16 protein-coding genes and 1 tRNA gene are annotated in these 20742 nt (G+C 45.3%); 9 read left to right on the top strand and 8 right to left on the bottom strand.

Annotated features, from left to right (window positions below; all coding sequences use genetic code 11):
* Positions 1-19 precede the first annotated feature (19 nt).
* The 7 genes from HMPREF0673_RS06285 to HMPREF0673_RS06255 form a co-directional block, all read right to left on the bottom strand.
* Positions 20-745: a hypothetical protein gene (locus HMPREF0673_RS06285; RefSeq protein WP_172633644.1), complete on the bottom strand. Its 726-nt coding sequence runs from the start codon at positions 743-745 to the stop codon at positions 20-22.
* A 41-nt stretch (positions 746-786) separates the two neighbouring features.
* Positions 787-1926, bottom strand: coding sequence for a glycosyltransferase family protein (locus HMPREF0673_RS06280; RefSeq protein ID WP_007899602.1), 1140 nt, complete (start codon positions 1924-1926; stop codon positions 787-789).
* A 10-nt stretch (positions 1927-1936) separates the two neighbouring features.
* Positions 1937-3085: a diaminopimelate decarboxylase gene (lysA, locus tag HMPREF0673_RS06275; RefSeq protein ID WP_007899601.1), complete on the bottom strand. Its 1149-nt coding sequence runs from the start codon at positions 3083-3085 to the stop codon at positions 1937-1939.
* 114 nt (positions 3086-3199) lie between these two features.
* Positions 3200-4522, bottom strand: a complete 1323-nt coding sequence (locus HMPREF0673_RS06270; RefSeq protein WP_007899600.1) for an aspartate kinase — start codon at positions 4520-4522, stop codon at positions 3200-3202.
* A gap of 15 nt (positions 4523-4537) precedes the next feature.
* The gene (locus tag HMPREF0673_RS06265; protein ID WP_007899599.1) at positions 4538-5224 is read right to left on the bottom strand and encodes a cell division ATP-binding protein FtsE; all 687 of its coding nucleotides are present in this window, start codon (positions 5222-5224) and stop codon (positions 4538-4540) included.
* 105 nt (positions 5225-5329) lie between these two features.
* The gene (locus HMPREF0673_RS06260) at positions 5330-7282 is read right to left on the bottom strand and encodes an ABC-F family ATP-binding cassette domain-containing protein (protein ID WP_007899595.1); all 1953 of its coding nucleotides are present in this window, start codon (positions 7280-7282) and stop codon (positions 5330-5332) included.
* A 30-nt stretch (positions 7283-7312) separates the two neighbouring features.
* Positions 7313-7777: a hypothetical protein gene (locus tag HMPREF0673_RS06255; protein ID WP_007899593.1), complete on the bottom strand. Its 465-nt coding sequence runs from the start codon at positions 7775-7777 to the stop codon at positions 7313-7315.
* 229 nt (positions 7778-8006) lie between these two features.
* On the opposite strand from HMPREF0673_RS06255, the gene HMPREF0673_RS06250 reads away from it, so the two are divergent.
* Positions 8007-8801 carry an MBL fold metallo-hydrolase gene (locus tag HMPREF0673_RS06250; RefSeq protein ID WP_007899591.1) on the top strand — a complete coding sequence of 265 codons (795 nt, stop codon included), beginning with the start codon at positions 8007-8009 and terminating at the stop codon, positions 8799-8801.
* 69 nt (positions 8802-8870) lie between these two features.
* Here HMPREF0673_RS06250 and HMPREF0673_RS06245 read toward each other — a convergent pair whose 3' ends face one another.
* Positions 8871-11117, bottom strand: a complete 2247-nt coding sequence (locus HMPREF0673_RS06245; protein WP_007899589.1) for an inorganic phosphate transporter — start codon at positions 11115-11117, stop codon at positions 8871-8873.
* A gap of 474 nt (positions 11118-11591) precedes the next feature.
* Here HMPREF0673_RS06245 and HMPREF0673_RS14210 point away from each other — a divergent pair, with 474 nt between their 5' ends.
* The 8 genes from HMPREF0673_RS14210 to HMPREF0673_RS06200 all read left to right on the top strand — a co-directional run bounded on the left by HMPREF0673_RS14210 (position 11592) and on the right by HMPREF0673_RS06200 (position 20733).
* Positions 11592-12170, top strand: a complete 579-nt coding sequence (locus HMPREF0673_RS14210) for a hypothetical protein (protein ID WP_157591647.1) — start codon at positions 11592-11594, stop codon at positions 12168-12170.
* A gap of 51 nt (positions 12171-12221) precedes the next feature.
* On the top strand, positions 12222-13922 hold the full coding sequence (locus HMPREF0673_RS06230; protein WP_007899585.1) for a PorV/PorQ family protein: 1701 nt from the start codon (positions 12222-12224) through the stop codon (positions 13920-13922).
* Between the two features lie 102 nt (positions 13923-14024).
* Positions 14025-14097 (top strand) — tRNA-Thr (locus HMPREF0673_RS06225).
* Between the two features lie 164 nt (positions 14098-14261).
* Positions 14262-15761 (top strand): THUMP domain-containing class I SAM-dependent RNA methyltransferase, encoded by a 1500-nt coding sequence (locus HMPREF0673_RS06220; protein ID WP_007899583.1) that lies wholly within the window; start codon positions 14262-14264, stop codon positions 15759-15761.
* On the top strand, positions 15751-17967 hold the full coding sequence (locus HMPREF0673_RS06215; protein ID WP_007899581.1) for a S9 family peptidase: 2217 nt from the start codon (positions 15751-15753) through the stop codon (positions 17965-17967). The genes HMPREF0673_RS06220 and HMPREF0673_RS06215 overlap by 11 nt, the downstream gene beginning before the upstream one ends.
* Before the next feature lie 115 nt (positions 17968-18082).
* Positions 18083-19351 (top strand): phosphoribosylamine--glycine ligase, encoded by a 1269-nt coding sequence (gene purD, locus HMPREF0673_RS06210; protein ID WP_007899579.1) that lies wholly within the window; start codon positions 18083-18085, stop codon positions 19349-19351.
* Positions 19352-19363: 12 nt separating this feature from the next.
* Complete coding sequence (locus tag HMPREF0673_RS06205) at positions 19364-20296, top strand: hypothetical protein (protein ID WP_040596564.1); 933 nt, start codon at positions 19364-19366, stop codon at positions 20294-20296.
* Positions 20281-20733 (top strand): YqaA family protein, encoded by a 453-nt coding sequence (locus tag HMPREF0673_RS06200; protein WP_007899571.1) that lies wholly within the window; start codon positions 20281-20283, stop codon positions 20731-20733. Before HMPREF0673_RS06205 ends, HMPREF0673_RS06200 begins: the two co-directional genes overlap by 16 nt.
* The last annotated feature ends 9 nt before the right edge of the window (positions 20734-20742 follow it).

Raw genomic sequence — 20742 nt, 5'->3', positions numbered from 1 at the left:
AATGTAGTGATGTTGAGAGTTATATAATGTGCTTTTGCATCTGTTTCGTTGTTTTGTCGTCAGATGCGGCTATGGGCATAAAGCCCTCTGTGAGATGCGATTTGGATTCGAGTAGTGCCATTACGGATGTGGCAAAGGACGAAATTTTCAAGGTGTCAAGTGCTTGACGCATTGATTCTTCATCGTAGTTGCTATTAATCAGTGTGTCGGAAAGGTTATCAAGCAATCTCTGGCGTATCGTCTCGCGTCGGAAAGCGTATTGCAGATATAGCAATTGAGAGCATATTTCGTTAATGGCATGGTCAGAAATGTTCAACGTTCTAACCTTGTTGTTGATTTCAGACATTACCTTTGCTTCATGTTCGTTGTACACCTTAGCATATAGGTCGTTGAACTGTCGGAGCATGGTTGTGCGGTCGGTTGTTAAAGTGAATTGCTCGTTGGCAATGACCTTAACAGATGCTTTGGGTAACAATTTCTTTATAAGTCCTGCTTCTGCTGGTCCGCAGCAATGAAATACTGTTGGGGCAAGCATGAGGGAATGTGGAGGGAGAACATCTACCAATCCATTCGCTGATGTGAAAACAACGGGAATACCTTTGTGCGTGTAGCCCTTCATAGTTGTGGCAGTAGTGCCAGACCACTTACCAAACACATGCACAAGGTCGGGAGCATTGTCCACAACTTCCACATCACCAATGCTACTAATATTATCGGCGATAGTGTCCGGCAATTCCTTGTTCAAAGGAGATGCAGTGCCTTTTAAGAGACTTATAAATTTGATTCTCATATTTTATGCGTAGAAAAATCGTGTTTGTCTGCTCTTATATAGCGCAGTTTGGTGAGTATATCGAACCACAAAAGCGACAATTCATAGAATGGGATAGACCATGCGGATAGGCGCTCACTGAAGATATTACATTTTCTTTTTACGAAAAATATACGCAATGCTATTGTTGCTATGAGACACAACGCTGCAACAGCTAAAGCAATCCATCTGCCAGTTAGGACTGCAAATACGCCTGTTGTGATTATGACGACATAGTTGATATACATAAACAGTGCATCGGTTATGTAGGATAGATGCATTAGGGCCTTACGCTCAAGGTGACGACCTACATGACTGTTGGCTATACAATATTCAGTCCAGGTCTTTTTAGTTGGACAATCGTTGTGTACGGATGAGTCTGGTAGCAATGTGATAGCTGTTGAGTAGGGTCTTGCAAACTTGTTTATTATGAAATCGTATTCGCCATACACGTGCTGCAAGTTGCCGCGATAGCCATCGCCACTGATAAACTCGGAACGTCTGAATGCGATGTTTGCACCAGTAGAACGGTAAGCGATACCATGTGCAGCTGCTCGCAGATAATAGCAAGCTTCACGAAGACGTATGAAGCGACGATAGGGCTTCACGTCATCCTTATAGTTGGAGTAGCCGAGAACAAGGTTCGTATTGCTATCTATGCTTTCTGCAATGGTTTGCAGCCATTTGTCAGAAGCAGGTGCACACGAAGCATTAAGCATAATGACCCAATCGTTGTGGGCTGCCTTTATGCCCAATGAGGCTGACAACTTAGGTTTGCTCATAAAAAGCGAACGCTTGGGGATGTACGTAGCATAAAGGTTCTTGTTGTCAGCGTATTTAGCAAGTACTGCCTCTAAATCGAGGTCGCCCTTTTCGCCAACAACTACGACTTCAAAGCCTGGTGCATAATCTTGCGAAAAGATAAGTGGCAGGTGTTTGTCAAGTGCCTCCACATTGTTTTGTGAGAGCACAACAACAGTAAGTGGGGGCAATTCAATTGTGGTATCTTTGGTGCTCTTGGTCTTAATAGAACGGAAAAAAGGATTGGCTACTACCGATGCAATGGTCAGTAGTAGAACAATGATACTTATTATGATTGTTATATTATCGATAAACATTTCTGATTATTTACAAATCTTCTGTAATGTAACCTTTAGGCAATTGACGACAGTTGTATGCGCTTGCCATTATCTCACCGTATGCACCGGCTGAGCGTATAGCAATGAGGTCACCACGATGACACTTATTGAGGTCTATGGCCTTAGCGAAGACATCGCTCGACTCGCAGATAGGTCCTACTACATCGTAAACTTCTGTTGGCTCGTTGCTCGTGAGGTTCTGAATCTTGTGCAGCGCTTGATAAAGAGCCGGACGTATGAGGTCGGTCATGCCAGCATCAAGAATGGTGAACTGTTTATGTGAGCCTTGCTTTACGTAGAGCACACGAGAGATGAGCGAACCACATTGAGCGACTACAGAGCGTCCAAGTTCGAAATGTAGCTGTTGACCTTCACGCAGACGGAGATGCTTAGCATACGTGTGAAAATACTCTTTGAAGTCGGGTATAGGCTGATGGTCGGGTGAGTCGTAGTTCACGCCGAGTCCGCCGCCTACATTAATGCTTTGAACATATATATGGTGCTTATCAAGTTGCACTTGCAGCTCGTTAATGCGATTACATAATGCCTTGAAGTCGCCCATGTCAAGTATCTGAGAACCAATATGAAAGTGCAGACCAACAACATTGATATTATTCATCGTTGTTGCACGTTCTATTACATTCTCCATGTCTTGCATTGCTATACCAAACTTATTCTCTGCGAGTCCGGTCGTAATGTTTGCATGTGTATGGGCACCGATATTGGGATTGATTCGGAAAGCAACATTAGCAGTCTTGTTGGCTGCCACTGCCAACTCTTCGATAACCTCCAGTTCGGCAATCGATTCGACATTGAAACAGGCAATGCCCTTCTCCAGTCCGAGATTAATCTCCCAATCGCTCTTGCCCACGCCTGCATACACCACCTTGTCAGCAGGAAAACCTGCCTCGATAGCCGCCTTTATTTCGCCGCCACTCACGCAGTCGGCACCAAAACCATACTGGCTGATGATACGCAATATCTTCAGATTGGCATTTGCTTTCACGGCATAGTGAACGTGGAAGTTTTCATGCTTCTCACATTCTTGTTTTATAACTTCTAACGTCTTTCGCAGCAACTGCGTGTCGTAATAGTAGTAGGGTGTTGCTATGCTATTTAACTTGTCAACCGAAAACATTCTTTGTGCATTTAATGGTTATTACTATAAAATAATGTTAGGAGTTAACTTCGCGTGGCTATGCCATTGTCCTCAGTTAACTCCTATAATCTTAATATATAACGTTGTTCTTCTTTACTTATTGTTGAAGAGCACGTCGGAGAGGCTTTGCAATGCGCGTTCCTTGTCAGCTTCTCTGATAAGGAATGATATGTTATAATTGCTTCCACCATACGAAATCATACGCACGGGGATATTCTTCATCGCGTCCAAGACAATGCTTTCGAAGCCGAGGTTGTTCCAGTCGAGGTCGCCCACAACGCATACGATACACATGTCCGAGTCGACGGTTACGGTGCCATACTTCTTCAGTTCGTCTACAATCTCGTTGAGGTGAGACGTGTTGTCGATACTCATCGATACACCAACCTCACTCGTTGTAATCATATCAATAGGAGTTTGGTAGCACTCGAATATCTCAAACACCTTGCGAAGGAAGCCTGTTGCGAAGAGCATTCGCGACGATTTAATCTTGATAGCCGTGATGTTGTCTTTAGCAGCAACAGCTTTAATCTTGCCTCTGAGCAACACGTTATCGATGATAGTGCCCTCAGCTTTAGGGTCGAGAGTGTTCTTAAGGCGTACGGGGATGCCTGCGAACTTAGCTGGCTGCACGCATGTTGGGTGCAAAATCTTTGCACCGAAGTATGCAAGCTCTGCAGCCTCTTCAAAGTTGAGCTGGCGAATAGCTTCTGTCTTGTCCACTACACGTGGGTCGTTATTGTGCATACCATCAATGTCTGTCCAAATCTGAATCTCTTCAGCAGGCAAGGCTGCGCCAATAAGCGATGCTGTGAAGTCGCTACCACCACGCAACAGATTGTCTACCTCGCCATAAGCGTTGCGACATATAAATCCTTGAGTGATATATACCTGATAGCCCTCATTTTCTTTCATTACCGCAGCCAACTTCTCTTTGATGTAGTGAGTGTCGGGTTCGGCGTTCTTGTCAGTACGCATAAAGTCGAAAGCTGAAAGCAGAACCACCTTTACGCCCTTCTCTAAAAGGAAGTTTGTAACCATGTTGGTGCTAATAATTTCTCCCTGCGCTACGATATTCTTTTCCTCAAAGCTTGTGAAGAGGTCTTTTGTGAACGAACGGAGATAGTTGAACTCTGATGCAAGAAATTCGCGAGTGCGCTGTTTGTATTCGTCGGTAGAGTAGAGTTCCTCTACGTGCTGCATGTATTTCTGCTCAAGATTATTGATTACATCGTTAGCTCCGTCGGAGTTCTTCTTGTAGAGGTAATTGGAAATCTCTATGAGTGAGTTTGTTGTTCCTGACATTGCAGACAACACAACAAACACTTGTTCTCCTGACTCAGAGACCATTGTCGCAACGGATTTCATGCGTTCCGGAGTACCTACAGAGGTACCTCCAAATTTCATTACTTTCATTATTGTTTTATACGTTTACTTGTTATATTTATCTGTGACATTACATAACTTGCCATCTTCACACTTGAACACCCTACCAGGGAATTTCTCAATGAGTCCGTGGTTGTGGGTCGAGAATACGACTGCGGTACCCGTATGGCTTATTTCGTAGAGCAAACCGACAATCTTTTCCGCTGTCTCAGGATCGAGGTTACCTGTAGGTTCGTCTGCTATGATAATCTTAGGACTATTGAGCAAAGCACGTGCAATGGCGATGCGCTGTTGCTCACCACCAGATAATTCATGTGGCAGACGCAACTTCTTGTCCTGCATACCTACAGCTTCAAGCACCTGCTCTATGCGCGCAGCAATTTCTTTGGACGACTTCCAACCTGTGGAATGCAGCACGAACTCAAGATTTCTGTACACATTGCGATCGTGTAGCAGTTGAAAATCTTGAAAGATGATACCCATCTCACGACGTAGCGCAGGGATATCTCGACGCTTTATGCTGAGCAAATCACGGCCTAAGACCTCTGCCTTTTCGGCATCGTCTTTGTCGAAATCTACTTCGCAATATATTGTTTTCAAGAGCGATGATTTGCCCGAACCAACTTTGCCAATTACATAAACAAACTGGTCGGCATCAACTTGAAAGTCAACATCGTTGAGCACAGTTCCGTCTGCCTGATATATATTTGCTTTTTGATAATCTATTAACATCTTTGTTCTGTTATTTTTACTGCCATTGATGATAGCAAGCGCAAAGTTACGAATTTTCTTTGTAACTATGTGGCGTTTATATGTATTAATTGTGTATGGACGCTATTATTTCAGTGCTTCAAGTTCCTCAGAGAGTTCAGTCCAACGCTCTTCTTCTTCATCCATTCTCGATTTTATTTCGGTGTATTCGTTAATGAGAGTCATGTCGGCAGCATTCTCTGGCAGACAAAGCAATGTGTCAATCTCGGCAATTCGCTTCTCCATTGCCTCAATTTTTGTTTCCGACTCTTTTATTAGCTTCTCTACACGGCGTATCTTCTTTTGTTGCTCCTTGTGCTCGGCGTAGCTTATCTTGCCCGAGCTGGCAGCTGTGTCGTCGTTCTGTTGGGCTGCTACCGTTTGTGCAGACGCAGCCGACTGCTGGCTCATGGCGGCAAGCTCGTTCAGACTGCTGATGTCGCGCGAGCGCAGGTAGTCGTATATGCCACCGAGATGCTCGCGAACGGCGCCTCCGCCGAACTCGTATACCTTCGAAACCAGTCCGTCGAGAAACTCTCGGTCGTGGCTGACGATGATAGCCGTGCCGTCGAAGGCGTTGATAGCCTCCTTCAGCACCTCCTTCGATGCCATGTCCAAGTGGTTGGTAGGCTCGTCGAGAATGAGCAGGTTCACCGGCTCGAGCAGCAACTTTATCATAGCCAGACGGCTACGCTCGCCGCCCGACAATACCTTCACCTTTTTGTCGATTGCCTCGCCTCCGAACATGAACGCTCCGAGAATATTCTTTATCTTCAGACGTATGTCGCCCTTAGCCACGCGGTCGATTGTGTCAAACACGCTTATCTCGCCGTCGAGCAGTTGCGCCTGGTTCTGTGCGAAGTAGCCAATCTGCACGTTGTGGCCCACCTTTAGGTTTCCCGTGAACGGAATCTCGCCCATTATGCATTTCACGAGCGTCGACTTTCCCTCGCCGTTCTTGCCTACGAACGCCACCTTTTCGCCACGCTTTATCGTGAGATTTACGTTTTTGAACACCGTATGCTCGCCATAGTCCTTGCGTACGTCTTCACATATGATGGGGTAGTCGCCCGAACGTAGACATGGCGGAAACTTTAGGTGCATCGTTGCATTGTCCACTTCGTCTACTTCGATAGGCACAATCTTCTCCAACTGCTTGATGCGGCTCTGCACCTGCACAGCCTTTGTCGGCTTGTATCTGAAGCGTTCTATAAAGTCCTTGATATCAGCTATTTCCTTTTGCTGATTCTCGTAAGCACGCAATTGCTGTTCATGGCGTTCGGCGCGCAGTTTCACGTACTCATCGTACTTCACCTTGTAGTCGTTCACCTGACCGCACGATATCTCTATGGTGCGGTTTGTGACGTTGTTGATGAACGCTCGGTCGTGGCTAACTAATACTACAGCCTTTGCGCTCTGTTGTAGGAAGCGTTCGAGCCAACCGATACTCTCTATGTCGAGGTGGTTGGTAGGCTCGTCGAGCAGCAGTACGTCGGGGCGGCGCAACAGAATTTTCGCTAATTCAATACGCATACGCCAACCGCCGCTGAACTCCTTCGTTGGGCGCTCGAAGTCGTTGCGTGTGAAGCCCAGACCTGTGAGCGTTCGCTCTATCTCTGCTTCATAGTTGTCGCCACCAATCATCATGTAGTGGTCGTGCTTCTGCGTGAACTTCTCCACCAACTCGGCATACTCGGGACTTTCGTAGTCGGTACGCTCAGCCATCTGTCGGTTGAGTTCCTCTATCTGTGCCTTAAGTTTAGCCGTGTCGGCGAACGCCTTGCGTGCTTCCTCCTTTACGGTTGTGTTATCCTGCAACACCATCACCTGCGGCAGATAGCCGATTGTGGTGTCAGTAGGTATCGCCACATTGCCTTCGGTAGGCTTCCGCAGCCCGCATATAATCTTCAGCATAGTTGATTTTCCTGCTCCGTTCTTGCCCACAAGTGCTATGCGGTCGCGGTCGTTCACTACGAAACTTACGTTGCGGAACAGTGGCTTAACACCAAACTCTACTGACAGTTGTTCTATTGAAATCATCTATATCTGTTGTTTAAATATATCTGTTGTTTAAATACTTGTTTTAATTGGACTTTGTATATCTACCTTCCATTGTTTGCCAATCTTTTTTAGTGTTAGCTTGAATTTGGCATTGGGACAAATTACGCCAGGTTTGCCGATTGAGTCACAGTTGAGGAAATTGCACACTTCCACAATGGTGGTTGCACTATCACCGTCAAATTCTACCAATTCTACCGTACATGTCGCAGAATCGGCTTGGGTGTTGAGTATGTCTAAATCTTCTTGCGTTATGTTCGATGCCTTAAGACGCACCCATTTTTCTGATTCGGGTGTACATTCTGATAATGCTTGGCAATAGTGCAAGTTAAAGTATTTTTGAGCAAAACTGACTGCACTCTGCTCTATGGCTCTCTCCTCGCTGTATGAACATGAACCCATCAGCAACAGTGCTGTTAAAAGTCCTACAACGCCAAACCAATTATGTGTACGACCATTGCTTCTCGTATTCATCATATATTTGTTATTTGTAAATATACCATTTTAAATATGCAAAGTTACTGATTTTTATAATGATTCGAGCATTTTTACGAACAAAACATTGCATCTTCATTACTATCGGTATATTGTACGTTTGTTTATAGTTTAGGCAAAATGTCGTTAAAGTTTTGTGCAAAACCAATATTTTTTAATAACTTTGTAATGCAAAACCCCTACATATTTCTCATTACCTTATAATATAGCAATGTTTAAATTTATATCATTTGGCAGCGGAAGTTGTGGCAACTGCTACTATATATATACTGAGCACGATGGACTTTTAATCGATGTAGGTGTAGGAACACGAAGCCTTAAAAAACACTTTGGCGACTATGGCTTGCACATGCCTGGAGGATTCAGTTCAATACTCGTGACACACGATCATGCTGATCACATCAAATCAGTGGGAAGCCTCAGTAAGAAGCTAAACCTTCCTGTGTATGCAACACGCCTTGTCCATTCCGGGATGGACAATAACTATTGTATGAAACTGAAACTTGCGCAAGCAAATCGTCATTATGTGGTGAAGGGAGAGGCTTTCGAGGCAAGTGGGTTCCATATTACACCATTTGGAGTGCCACACGATAGTTCAGACAATGTTGGTTACTCAATAGAGTATGAAGGTGTTGTGTTTACCTTACTCACCGACGTTGGTCATATTACAGAGGAAATGAAAGCTATCATCCGCAATACAGACTATCTCGTTATAGAAGCTAATTACGATCTGCAAATGCTACAAAACGGTCCCTATCCACGCCATTTGCAAGAACGTATACAATGCGGAACCGGGCATTTGAGTAATGCACAATGTGGTGCAGCACTCGTAGAAAATTATACAGAACGCCTAAAGCACATATGGCTCTGCCATCTAAGCGAAGAGAACAATCACCCTGAATTGGCTCGCAAGTCGATTGAGCAGGCTCTTTCTGACGCAGGCATTAAGGTGAAACTCGATGTACTTAGACGCAAACAGCCGACAGGCGTGTTTGAACTTGTTTAAAGCAAAAGACCCTGCCTAAAAGAATTGGCAGGGTCTTTTCAATTAATCAGTTACTATGGAAGTTTAGTTTTAGTTTTCCATGAATTTCTTGGCTGCTCTCAGCTGGTGGCGCATGTTACTGAGCAGCTGCTGGCTCTCCTGCAGGAGATTGAGATATACGAGCGATACCTGCAGTAGGTTGTTGTCCTTCATCTCCGTGATGCGGTCGATGTGGCGTTTACGGACAATAGAGAGTTCGTCCTTACATTTGTCTGCAAGTGCAAGAGTGTCGCGGTAATGTTCGAAACGGCATGTTGAAATCTGTGTCTCGGTCTGTTGCATCAGGTCGTTGATTGTAGCACGCAGCGGACGGAACTCGTTGATGTAGACCTGTGGAATAGGGTTGAAATTATTGTCCACATGCTCCTTTATCGGTTCGAGAATACGACGCAGACAGTAGATGTACTGCTCCGAAGAGTTGATGCCCAGATGGAACCATGTGTTGCGTTCTATTGCAATCTCTGTCGGAACACGCTTAAGGGCGAGCAACTCCTGACGGCGGAACTTCTTTAGCATGTCCTTCTCTTTGCTCAGTTCGTTGCTCACTTTGCGCAGAGTGCGTGTGCGCTCGTTCTCCAAACCGTCGATTATGTTGTTAAATTCGTCGATAGCAAAGCGTGTCATAAAGCTCTGTGTGCGTGATACGTGCTTCATAAGTAGGTCGAGCACAATTTCCGGATCGCGGGTGCGCATCATCAGACGGAATACGTCTTCCTTCTCGCCCTCTTTCTCCTTGTTTGCATATTTGCGGTTACTCTTGATGAGCAACGCAACTACTAAAACCATGAATAAAATCTTAGCAAGTATGCCGCCATAGAACATTATCAGGCAGACAAGGGCACAAGCACCGAAAGCTACGGCTGCAGTGATGAACCAACCACCGATTACGCTGATAACACCTGTCACGCGGAATACGGCACTTTCTCGACTCCAAGCGCGGTCGGCAAGCGAAGAACCCATTGCCACCATGAACGTAACGTATGTTGTAGAGAGTGGCAACTTATAGTTGGTGCCAATCGTGATAAGCATTGATGCGAGCACGAGGTTGATGGCTGCACGAACCACGTCGAACGCAGCTCCGTCGTTAAGCTCTGCCTCCTGCTTGTTGAAGCGGCTGTCAATCCAGCGTGAGATAGACTTCGGCATGTACTGCATTACCCAACCATTGCCGTCCTGAGTGACGCGTACAATACTGCGTGCAGCACGGCTCGAGCCGAACATCTCGTCGCCTTCGTCCTGACGACTGAGGTCGACGCTGGTCTTAATCACGTTGCGTGCTTTCTTTGAAGTAGCCATAGCCGCAATCATGACTACGCCTGCAGCAAGTAGATAGATCGAAGGTGTCTGTGCCGACTCCATAAGCGAAGTCATCATAAAGTCTCTCGCGCCAATGCCATTGCTATTAGCCATGTAGTCGCGGAACGAATCCATACCGGCGAGAGGCACACCGATGAAGTTCACAAGGTCGTTGCCGGCGAAAGCCATGGCAAGAGCGAAAGTGCCCATTAGCACGATGAACTTGAACACGTTGACGCGCAGCATGTGCAGGACCTGCATCATGATAGTTGAACCTATGAACGTGTAGAGCAACAGTAACGAGATGTTGCTGTCAATCCATGTGCGAACGTCCTCTGCAATGAAGCGGCTCTTGCCCAAGCCTTTAAGGAAGATGAAGTAGGAGAGAGCTGTGAAGGCGATACCGCCGAAGAGTGCGATAGAGTAGCGCGAGTGTTTCTTATAATTAAAAGTGAACACTATACGTGAGAGCCATTGCACAATCATACCGAAGAAGAAGGCGATAGCCACACTCACAAAGATGGCGACAATCACGCTCAACGCCTTGTCCGTGTTAAGCAGGTCGGCAAAGCCGAGCGTCGGGTCGGCTGCAATCTTGATAGCTGCAAGAACGAACGTACCGCCAAGCAACTCGAACACGAGCGAAACGGTAGTAGAGGTCGGCATACCGAGCGTGTTGAACATGTCGAGCACAATAACATCTGTTACCATGACGGCAAGGAAGATGGTCATCACGTCGTAGAATGAGAAATTGGCTGGCTGCATAATACCATGACGTGCCACGTCCATCATACCCGAGGACATTACGGCGCCAATTGCCACACCTGCTGAAGCAACGATGAGCACCGTGCGGAACTTTGCCACTTTCGCTCCAATGGCACTGTTAAGGAAGTTGACGGCATCGTTACTTACTCCAACAAAAAGGTCAAATACTGCCAGACATAGCAGAAAGACCACAATCGCTAAATAAATTGTTTCCATTTATGTTTAATTCTTTGGTTTTTTCACGCTGCAAAATTACTTGCTATGTATTACACCATGTTTAAACACATATTACAATCCGGTTACAACCAACAAAACTGTTTGTCTGATGGTGGTATACATTGCAAAAAAAGCATAAAATAGGGAAAATCCTAATTCTTTTTAGGCAAAATCCCTATACTTATATAATATTTCGCATTAATTTTGTAGTTGAAAAAGTAGCAGCCTTGTATGTAGAGGGCTGGTGATAGTAGAACTTAAAACAAAACTATTATGATACAAAGATTGTTATTGGCAGCAATAATTGGAGTAATCTCACTCCCGATGATGGCGCAGGATGATGACATGTACTTTGTTCCGAAGAAACAGAGTAAAGATGTGATAGTATTTGAGAAAGGTGACGGAACCTATGATTTGGCAGCACTTGACTCAACAGCCATGGTAATGTCGGATTCTGCTCAATATTTCGATGATATGAACGATGAATTCGTGTATTCTCGTCGTATGGAACGCTTCGACGACTACTATTGTCCGTCGCTCTATAGCTATTGGAATGATCCATATTGGTATGGAGCGTATAGTTGGTATTCGCCATATCGTCCTTATTGGTCTTCACGATGGAATTTCTATTATTCATGGTACAATCCATGGTATACTCCGTGGTATTATGATTGTTGGGGATGGCACTATCCTCATTGGGGATGGGGCGTTCCTTATGTATATTATTCATATCGAGGTAGACCCAATCCTACACGTAATTTCACCGCATCAGGGTTTGGTAGCAGAGTAAGATACGACAATCGCACCACAACACGCACTCATCGCAACAGTTTTGGTCAGCGTACAACAGTACGTAATAATTCTCGCTACGATAATAACCGCCAACAGAACTGGCAATACAATCGTCGTCAAAACGGTCAACCATCGTACGGCAGAAATAATGGATTTGGAAGCAATCGTGGAAGTTTTGGAAATGGTTTTGGCGGAGGTAGTCATAACGGCGGAGGCTTCAGCGGTGGCAGTCGTGGTGGCGGCTTTGGCAGCAGACGATAATATGTTGCTGTAGGGTTAGCACTTCAAAATATTAATTTAAACTGATTAGCAATGAAAAAGATTATAATGGCCTTTTCGTTTACAATGCTTGGTGTTGCAGCAATGGGTCAAGAAACATATGATAATGCGCAACTTGCATCGAAAGACTTGAATGGCACAGCGCGCTATGTAGGTATGGGCGGTGCTATGGAAGCATTGGGAGCCGACATTTCTACAATGTCATCCAATCCTGCAGGTATAGGACTCTTTCGTCGTAGTATGATAAGTGGTTCGTTTGGCTTCAACAGCCAATCGGACGCAGCGGATATTGGAAAACGAAAGACTAAAGCAAGTTTCGACCATGCTGGCTTTGTGCATACAATGCGTTCTGGAAGAAATTCGTATGTCAACTTTGGTGTAAGTTACACAAAGAGCCGTAATTTCAACCAAATACTTACGGCTACGGGACGTTTGAATGGTGCTTCGCAGAACAAACTGTCGAGCATGAAGAATTACAACGATTTGTATCGTTTGGAGAAACGTAACGGAGAGCTCACAAGCCAATGGGGAACAAACAATAATCCCGACTTACCATATAACCAAGTGGATTATCTTTATAGCAATGCATTGCTAAACGATAAAAACTCCCAACTCGTTGGTATGAACGCTAATGGCTATAACGGTGGAAACTATCTTGGAGATGCCAGCGGAGTATTAGATGCGTCGGGCAATCTTCGAGCCGCATACTACAATGCTGACGGATACGACTTCTTTCGCGGCACAAGCGGATATATCGGAGAGTACAACTTCAATATCAGCGGAAACTCTCGTAATCGTTTTTACTGGGGTTTGACGTTTGGACTCTATGATGTAAACTACAGTCATGCCTCAGAGTACACAGAACGACTTGTTAATAATGCACAGAATCCGATCGGCAGTGTAACGATTGCTGACGAACGTACCATATCTGGTACTGGCTTTGACATAAAGGCAGGTGTTATCTTCCGTCCAATAGAAGACTCCCCATTCCGAGTAGGTTTGTATGTACACACTCCGACTTGGTACGACCTGAAAACAGAGAACAGAACAACGCTTGTAAGCAAACTCGCTGACGGCTGTGGTAACGGTAACAAGTCCACAAGCGGACGATACGATTATAAGTTCTATACCCCTTGGCTTTTTGGCGGAAGTCTTGGATACACGGTAGGTCAACACTTGGCTTTGGGTGCCACCTATGAATATGCTGACTATAGCTATTCGGATATTCGCGTAAATGAAGGTGGCGTTTACGACTATTGGGGTAATTACTACGAAGAATCCTCACGCGACCAGGCAATGAAGGGCAACATAAAGAATGTGCTTAAGGGCGTATCTACGGTGAAGGTGGGTGCTGAGTACAAGCCTATGCCAAATCTTGCAGTGCGCCTTGGTTACAACTATGTCTCGCCGATGTACAACAAGAATGGCTACAAGGATGGAACATTGAACTCGTATAGCACTTATTATAGTTCGTCAACCGATTATACTAATTGGAATGCGACAAATCGAGTGACAGCAGGTGCAGGTTATACGTATAAGAAGTTCTCTATAGACTTGGCATATCAATATAGTCGTACAACTGGTGAGTTCTTCCCATTTATGAGCTACTCTGACTTAGATGCTGTTAATGGTGATCAAAGCAAATATTACCCTGGATACGATAACTTCTGCGATGGTCAGAAGGTGAGCAACAAGCATCATCAACTGATACTTACGCTTGGCTACAGGTTCTAACAAGACGCTTGCAAGAAAGTTTTTTACCAAAAAAGGCTGTATAAATTTGCAGTATAGGAAAAAAAACGATACCTTTGCATCGCATTTGAGCAAATAGTAGAAGCCGATATGGCTCAGTTGGTAGAGCAACGCATTCGTAATGCGTGGGTCCCCGGTTCGAGTCCGGGTATCGGCTCAAATATTTGATTTATTATAAAAGCGACTCAATTATGGGTCGCTTTTTCTTTTTATGTGTTTTATTTTTGAAGTTTGTATTTATATCATTGTAGTTTCTTGATAATTATTCGTAATTTTGTACCGATTAAACTTTCGTAAGAAACAATTGCTTTTATTAAAAATATGAATGAATTCGAACTTATTGCCAAAACCTTCATGGGCTTAGAGCCGGTATTGGCAAAAGAACTTACCCAATTGGGTGCAAACAATGTACAGATAGGTCGTCGTATGGTGTCATTTACAGGTGACAAAGAAATGATGTATCGTGCAAACTTCCAACTTCACACAGCTATTCGTATATTAAAGCCTATCGCAAGATTCAAGGCTCGCTCGGCTGATGAGGTTTATGAAGAGGTAAAGAAAATCGATTGGAGTAAGTACATCGAAAAGGGAAAGACTTTCTCAGTCGATTCTGTAGTGTATTCTGAAGAATTCCGCAACTCACGTTTCGTTACATATAAGGTCAAGGACGCTATCGTCGACCAATTCCGTGAGAATACTGGTACACGCCCTAATATTTCTGTAAGCAACCCAGACATTCGCTTGAACATCCATATAGCAGAGGCTGATGCGACATTGTCACTTGACTCAAGTGGCGAGTCGCTTCATCGTCGCGGCTATCGTCAGGAGTCGGTTGAAGCTCCGCTTAACGAAGTGCTTGCTGCAGGTATGATTCTTATGACAGGTTGGCGTGGTGAGACCGACTTCATTGATCCTATGTGTGGTTCGGGTACTTTGCTCGTAGAGGCCGCGCTTATTGCTCACAATATGAGCCCTGGTATCTTCCGCAAGGAGTTCGCTTTCGAGAAGTGGCCTGACTTCGATGCTGAGTTGTTCGATACAATCTACAACGATGATTCACAGGAGCGTGAGTTCACACACCACATCTATGGTTACGATATCGACATGAAGGCTGTAAACACAGCGCGTCTGAACGTGCGTGCAGCAGGTCTTTCTAATGATATTACGGTAGAGAACGCCGACTTCAAGGACTTCACTCAGCCAAAGGAGAAGAGTCTGCTTGTTGTTAACCCGCCTTATGGTGAGCGTATCTCTACTCCGAACTTGCTCAATACATACAAGATGATTGGTGAGCGTCTGAAGCATGCTTTCATGGGTAACGAGGCTTGGGTCCTCAGCTATCGCGAGGAGTGCTTTGAGGCAATCGGCTTGAAGCCGTCTATCAAGATTCCGGTTTACAACGGATCTTTGGAGTGTGAATTCCGCAAGTACGCAATCTTCGACGGCACCATGAAGGACTTCCGTCAGGAGGGTGGCATTGTGAAGACTGAGGATGAGAAGCGTCAGATGGCAGAGAAGCATCGCTTCAAGAAGAACCGCGAGTTCAAGAAGCGTCTTGACGAAGACGAGGAGAATGCAGAATCAGATATCCGCTCGTTCAAGTTCCACTCTATAGAGCGTCGCAAGCAGAACGACGACCGTCGTGGCGGAAACGACAGAAAGAGCCGAGACCGCTTTGATCGTGACGATAAAGACTTCAAGGGCAAGAGCTTTAAGGGTAAAGGCTTCGGCGACAAGGGCGGCAAGTCTTTCGGCAAAGGCTCACGCTATGGCAAGAGTGACAGAAAACGTTCTAACAGAGATTTTGACAATGAAGATTAAGTTTTTTACAGTTTTGCTGGGGTTGTTCACCTCGCTTAACATGAATGCTCAGGAGTTGAAATCTTTCACACTCGAAGATCTCAACTTTGGTGGTAAGAACTATCGCAACTTCGTGCCCCAGAACCGTAACTGCGTGTGGTGGGGCGATCTGCTTGTGCGTGTTGAATCTGACGCTTGCTATCTTGTGAACAAGCAGAACGGCAAGGAGACACTGCTCTTCACGGTAAGTCAGGTTAACCAATGGGCTGGTCCGACAAAGGATATCAAAGTGCGCTCTTTGCGTGGCGCATCTTTCCCTTATGCCGACAAGTCGCTCGTTGTGGTTAACACCGGCGAGCGCATATATACCATCGACTTCAAGAGTGGCTCATTGAAGAAATGTAACGAGTTCGTTGACGGCGAGTATATGCTTGAGATGAACGCAAAGAGCGATGCTATCGCTTATCTTAAGGATAACAACCTCTATGTATCACGTGGCGACCAGAAGTGGCAGTTGTCTACTGACGGTTCACGTGAGATTGTCTATGGTCAGAGCGTTCATCGTGATGAGTTCGGAATCCGTAAGGGCACATTCTTCAGCAACAGCGGTGAGAAACTTGCTTTCTATCGCATGGACCAGAGCATGGTGACAGACTATCCACTTGTAAATATACCAGAAGTTAGCTTCCAGCCGGAGAATGGCAAGTCGCGCATAGCAACTCTTGCTCCTGAGAAGTACCCGATGGCTGGCGAGACAAGCCACAAGGTTACTGTTGGTGTGTTTGATATAAACACAGGCAAGACTGTTTATCTAAAGGCAGGTGACCCAACGGATCGTTACTTCACAAACATAGCGTGGTCGCCAGACGACAAGACCGTGTATATGTTTGAGCTTAATCGCGACCAGAACGATTGCCGACTCACAAGCTATGATGCTACAACTGGCGAGAAGACAGGCGAACTCTATCGCGAGACCGATGCGAAATATGTTGAGCCACAGCACCCGATCGTTTTTTTACCATGGGACAATAGCACATTCCTTATGCAGAGTCGTATTGATGGCTACAACCATCTCTATCTTTGCACTATCGGCAAATCGGGCAGTCGTATGGCAGGCGATACCGTTTCGCTTGAGGTGAAGCAGCTAACTAAAGGTAAGTGGGAGGTTCTCGAGTTCATGGGCTTCAACACAAAGCGCAAGGGCGTTGTCATCGCATCAAACGAGATAAGTCCGATTCAGCGCAATCTCTTCTTTGTAGACCTGAAGACTGGTAAGCGCACTCGTATGGACGAAGGTGGCAAGGGCTGGCACTCTGCATCTTTGAGCAAGAGCGGACAGTATATCTACGACAACTATTCGGAGCCAAATATTCCGCGCAATATTGCTATTGTGAATGTTGCAAACGGCAAAAGTTTCTCTTACTTCAAGGCAGAAGATCCTTGGAAGGGATATAAGGTTCCTGAATACACCTGCGGTACTGTGAAGGCTGCTGACGGCACAACCGACCTCTATTGGCGTATGGTTAAGCCGGTAGACTTCGACCCGAACAAGAAGTATCCTACTGTTGTCTATGTGTACGGCGGTCCACACGCACATAACGTTGATGCTCGCTGGCACTATAGCAGTCGCAGTTGGGAAACATACATGGCACAGAAAGGATATGTTCTTTTCATTCTTGATAACCGCGGATCGGAAAATCGTGGCAAGGAGTTTGAGCAAGTCACATTCCGTCAGCTCGGACAGGAGGAAATGAAGGATCAAATGAAGGGCGTAGAATACCTCAAGTCGCTTCCTTACGTAGATGCCGACCGCATCGGCGTACACGGTTGGAGCTATGGTGGTTTTATGACAATATCGCTCATGACCAACTATCCTGATATATTTAAGGTTGGCGTAGCTGGCGGACCTGTCATCGACTGGAAGTGGTACGAGGTGATGTATGGAGAGCGTTACATGGATACACCGCAGCAGAATCCGGAGGGCTATGCAAAGACATCGCTCCTTAACACTGCCAAGAATTTGAAGGGTAAGCTCCAGATTATCCAGGGTTATAACGACCCGACTTGTGTGCCGCAGCATTGCCTTACTTTCCTCAAGGCATGTATCGGCGCAGGCACACAGCCTGATTTCTTCTTGTATCCAGGCGAGCCTCATAATATGCGCGGTCATCAGAGTGTACATCTGCACGAGCGCATCACACAGTATTTCGAGGATTACTTGAAATAATATCTATATAAACAGGAGGGCGTAACGGCCGGTAAACATCTTAAACTATTTGCCGTTACACCCTCCTGCAATTTCAACAAAACACGAATCATTAATCATTAAACATTATTATATAATGAAAGTTCTATTGTTAGGAAGCGGTGGCCGTGAGCACGCATTGGCCTGGAAAATCGCTCAAAGCGCAAAGGTGGAGAAGCTCTTTATCGCTCCAGGTAACGCAGGCACACAGAATGTCGGTGAGAATGTAGATATTAAAGCCGATGACTTTGAGGCTTTGAAGAACTTCGTTGTGGAGAATGGTGTAGACATGGTAATTGTCGGACCGGAAGATCCATTGGTGAAGGGCGTATATGATGACTTCAAGAACGACGAGCGCACAAAGAACGTTCCGGTTATCGGTCCGTCAAAGTCAGGTGCTGTTCTGGAAGGTAGCAAGGACTTTGCAAAGCAGTTCATGAAGCGCCACAACATTCCGACAGCAAAATACGAGACATTCGACGGCACAACAGTAGAAAAAGGTCTGAAGTTCCTTGAGACATTGAAGGCTCCTTATGTGCTTAAGGCTGATGGTCTGTGCGCAGGCAAGGGCGTTCTAATCCTCCCCACACTTGAAGAGGCAAAGAAGGAGTTTAAGGAGATGCTTGGTGGTATGTTCGGCAACGCTTCAGCCCGCGTAGTTATCGAGGAGTTCCTTAGCGGCATAGAGTGCTCTGTGTTTGCTTTGACTGATGGTAAGAACTATAAGATTCTGCCCGAGGCAAAGGACTACAAACGCATCGGTGAGCATGATACGGGTCTTAATACCGGCGGTATGGGTAGCGTTTCGCCAGTTCCGTTCGCTACAAAGGAATGGATGCAGAAGGTTGAAGACCGCATTATCCGTCCCACAGTAGAGGGTCTTGCTGAAGAAAACATCGAATACAAGGGCTTCATCTTCTTCGGACTTATCAATGTCGAGGGTGAACCTATGGTTATTGAGTACAACTGCCGAATGGGCGATCCAGAAACCGAAACCGTAATGTTGCGTCTGAAGAGCGATATCGTCGACTTGTTTGAAGGTGTTGCAGAGGGTAACCTTGATAAGCGCGACATTGAGTTTGATGAGCGTGCTGCAGTATGTGTAATGCTTGTAAGTGGCGGCTATCCGCAGACTTATGCAAAGGGCTACGAGATAACTGGCCTTGATAAGATTGAAGACTCTGTAGTGTTCCACGCAGGCACAAAGATGCAAAACGGCAAGGTTGTGACAAACGGTGGACGTGTTATTGCCGTAAGTTCTTATGGCAAGGACAAGTCAGAGGCTTTGCAGAACTCATTCACTCAAGCACAGAAGATAGAGTTTACGGACAAGTATTTCCGTAGAGACATCGGTCAGGATTTATAATTCTCATTAGATTTGAACGTTAAAAGATTTCAAAATAAGGTTGCAGAGAGTCGCATTGCGCTCCCTGCAACCACTGTTTATGTACTAACCATTTGTGCACTGTCAGGTATGTTTGGCGGTGGCAGGTGGTTGCAGGTGGCCTTGCTTGGTTTTGCAGGTTACCTAATGTTCCAGTTGAATAATGTGAACGCCCTGATTCGTATATTCAGCCGCATGGTTTCATGCTCGTATCTTGTACTTATGACCATGGCGTTCTTTCTTTTTGAAGATATTGCGAATAGCATTATTTCTGTTCTTGCCATCGCTTTTTACATTTTCTTCTTCAGTATTTATCAGGAGGGGAGGGCTGTTGGCAGAATTTTCTATGCCTTTGCGATATTGGGAACAATGAGTGTTATATTTGTTCAAACCTTATATTTTGTGCCGATTATATGGGTTTTGTTATTCACTAACATTATGGCAGGTAATGTGCGCATGATTGTGGCTTCACTCTTAGGACTAATATTGCCCTATTGGTTCGTCGGTGCCTACGGAGTGTTTTCAGGTAATGCATTACTGATAGTACCACATTTTAAAGCCTTACTTGAATTTGGACCATTAGCCGACTGGCAAGTAGTGAGCCGTGCAGAGATTTTTACCCTGTGTTTTGTTGCGTTGCTTTCCATTACAGGTATGATACATTTCCGCTTGAACAACTATAAGGACAAAATCCGCACGCGTATGCTGTTCGAGATATTCTCGGTTATGAATCTTTGTTTGATGGTGTTTATTGCGCTTCAACCCAATCAGATAGAGCCTCTCTTGACATTGTTGATTGTCAATACTGCTCCAATGATAGCACATTATATTGCGCTCACGAACACAAAGGTTACAAATGTTTCATTCTACATAATCATATTAATAACCCTTGGCATAACAATAGGCAACGTATGGACACTCTTTTAAGTTTTCTTGTTGACTGGGGATATTGGGGAATGTTAGTTGCATCGTTCTTAGCGGGTAGTTTTTTCCCATTCAGTAGTGAGGCTGTTATGCTCGCATTGCAAGCAGCAGGTCTTGAGCCGCTTCCGCTCGTGATATATGCAACAATCGGCAATGCGTTAGGATCTTACTTCAACTATGGGGTAGGACGATTAGGTAAACTCGAATGGATTGAAAAATATTTGCACGTTAGTGCAGAGAGCCTGAAGAAGGCGGAACGCTTCATGGGTGGTAGAGGCGCATTCATGGGTATATTTGCATTTCTTCCGATTCTTGGAAGTGCCATAACTATTATGCTTGGACTAATGAAGGCAAACATACCTATCGCTTTTACGACAATAGCCGTAGGAAAACTCTTACGATACGTAATACTTGCCTTTGGTGGTACATTCTTATTCTAAAATGTGGAG

Origin of the sequence: Leyella stercorea DSM 18206, from assembly GCF_000235885.1 — a bacterium.
Classification (GTDB): Bacteria; Bacteroidota; Bacteroidia; order Bacteroidales; family Bacteroidaceae; genus Prevotella; species Prevotella stercorea.
The sequence above is the reverse complement of the archived record's forward strand: the minus strand, read 5'-3'. Positions and strand labels throughout refer to the sequence as shown.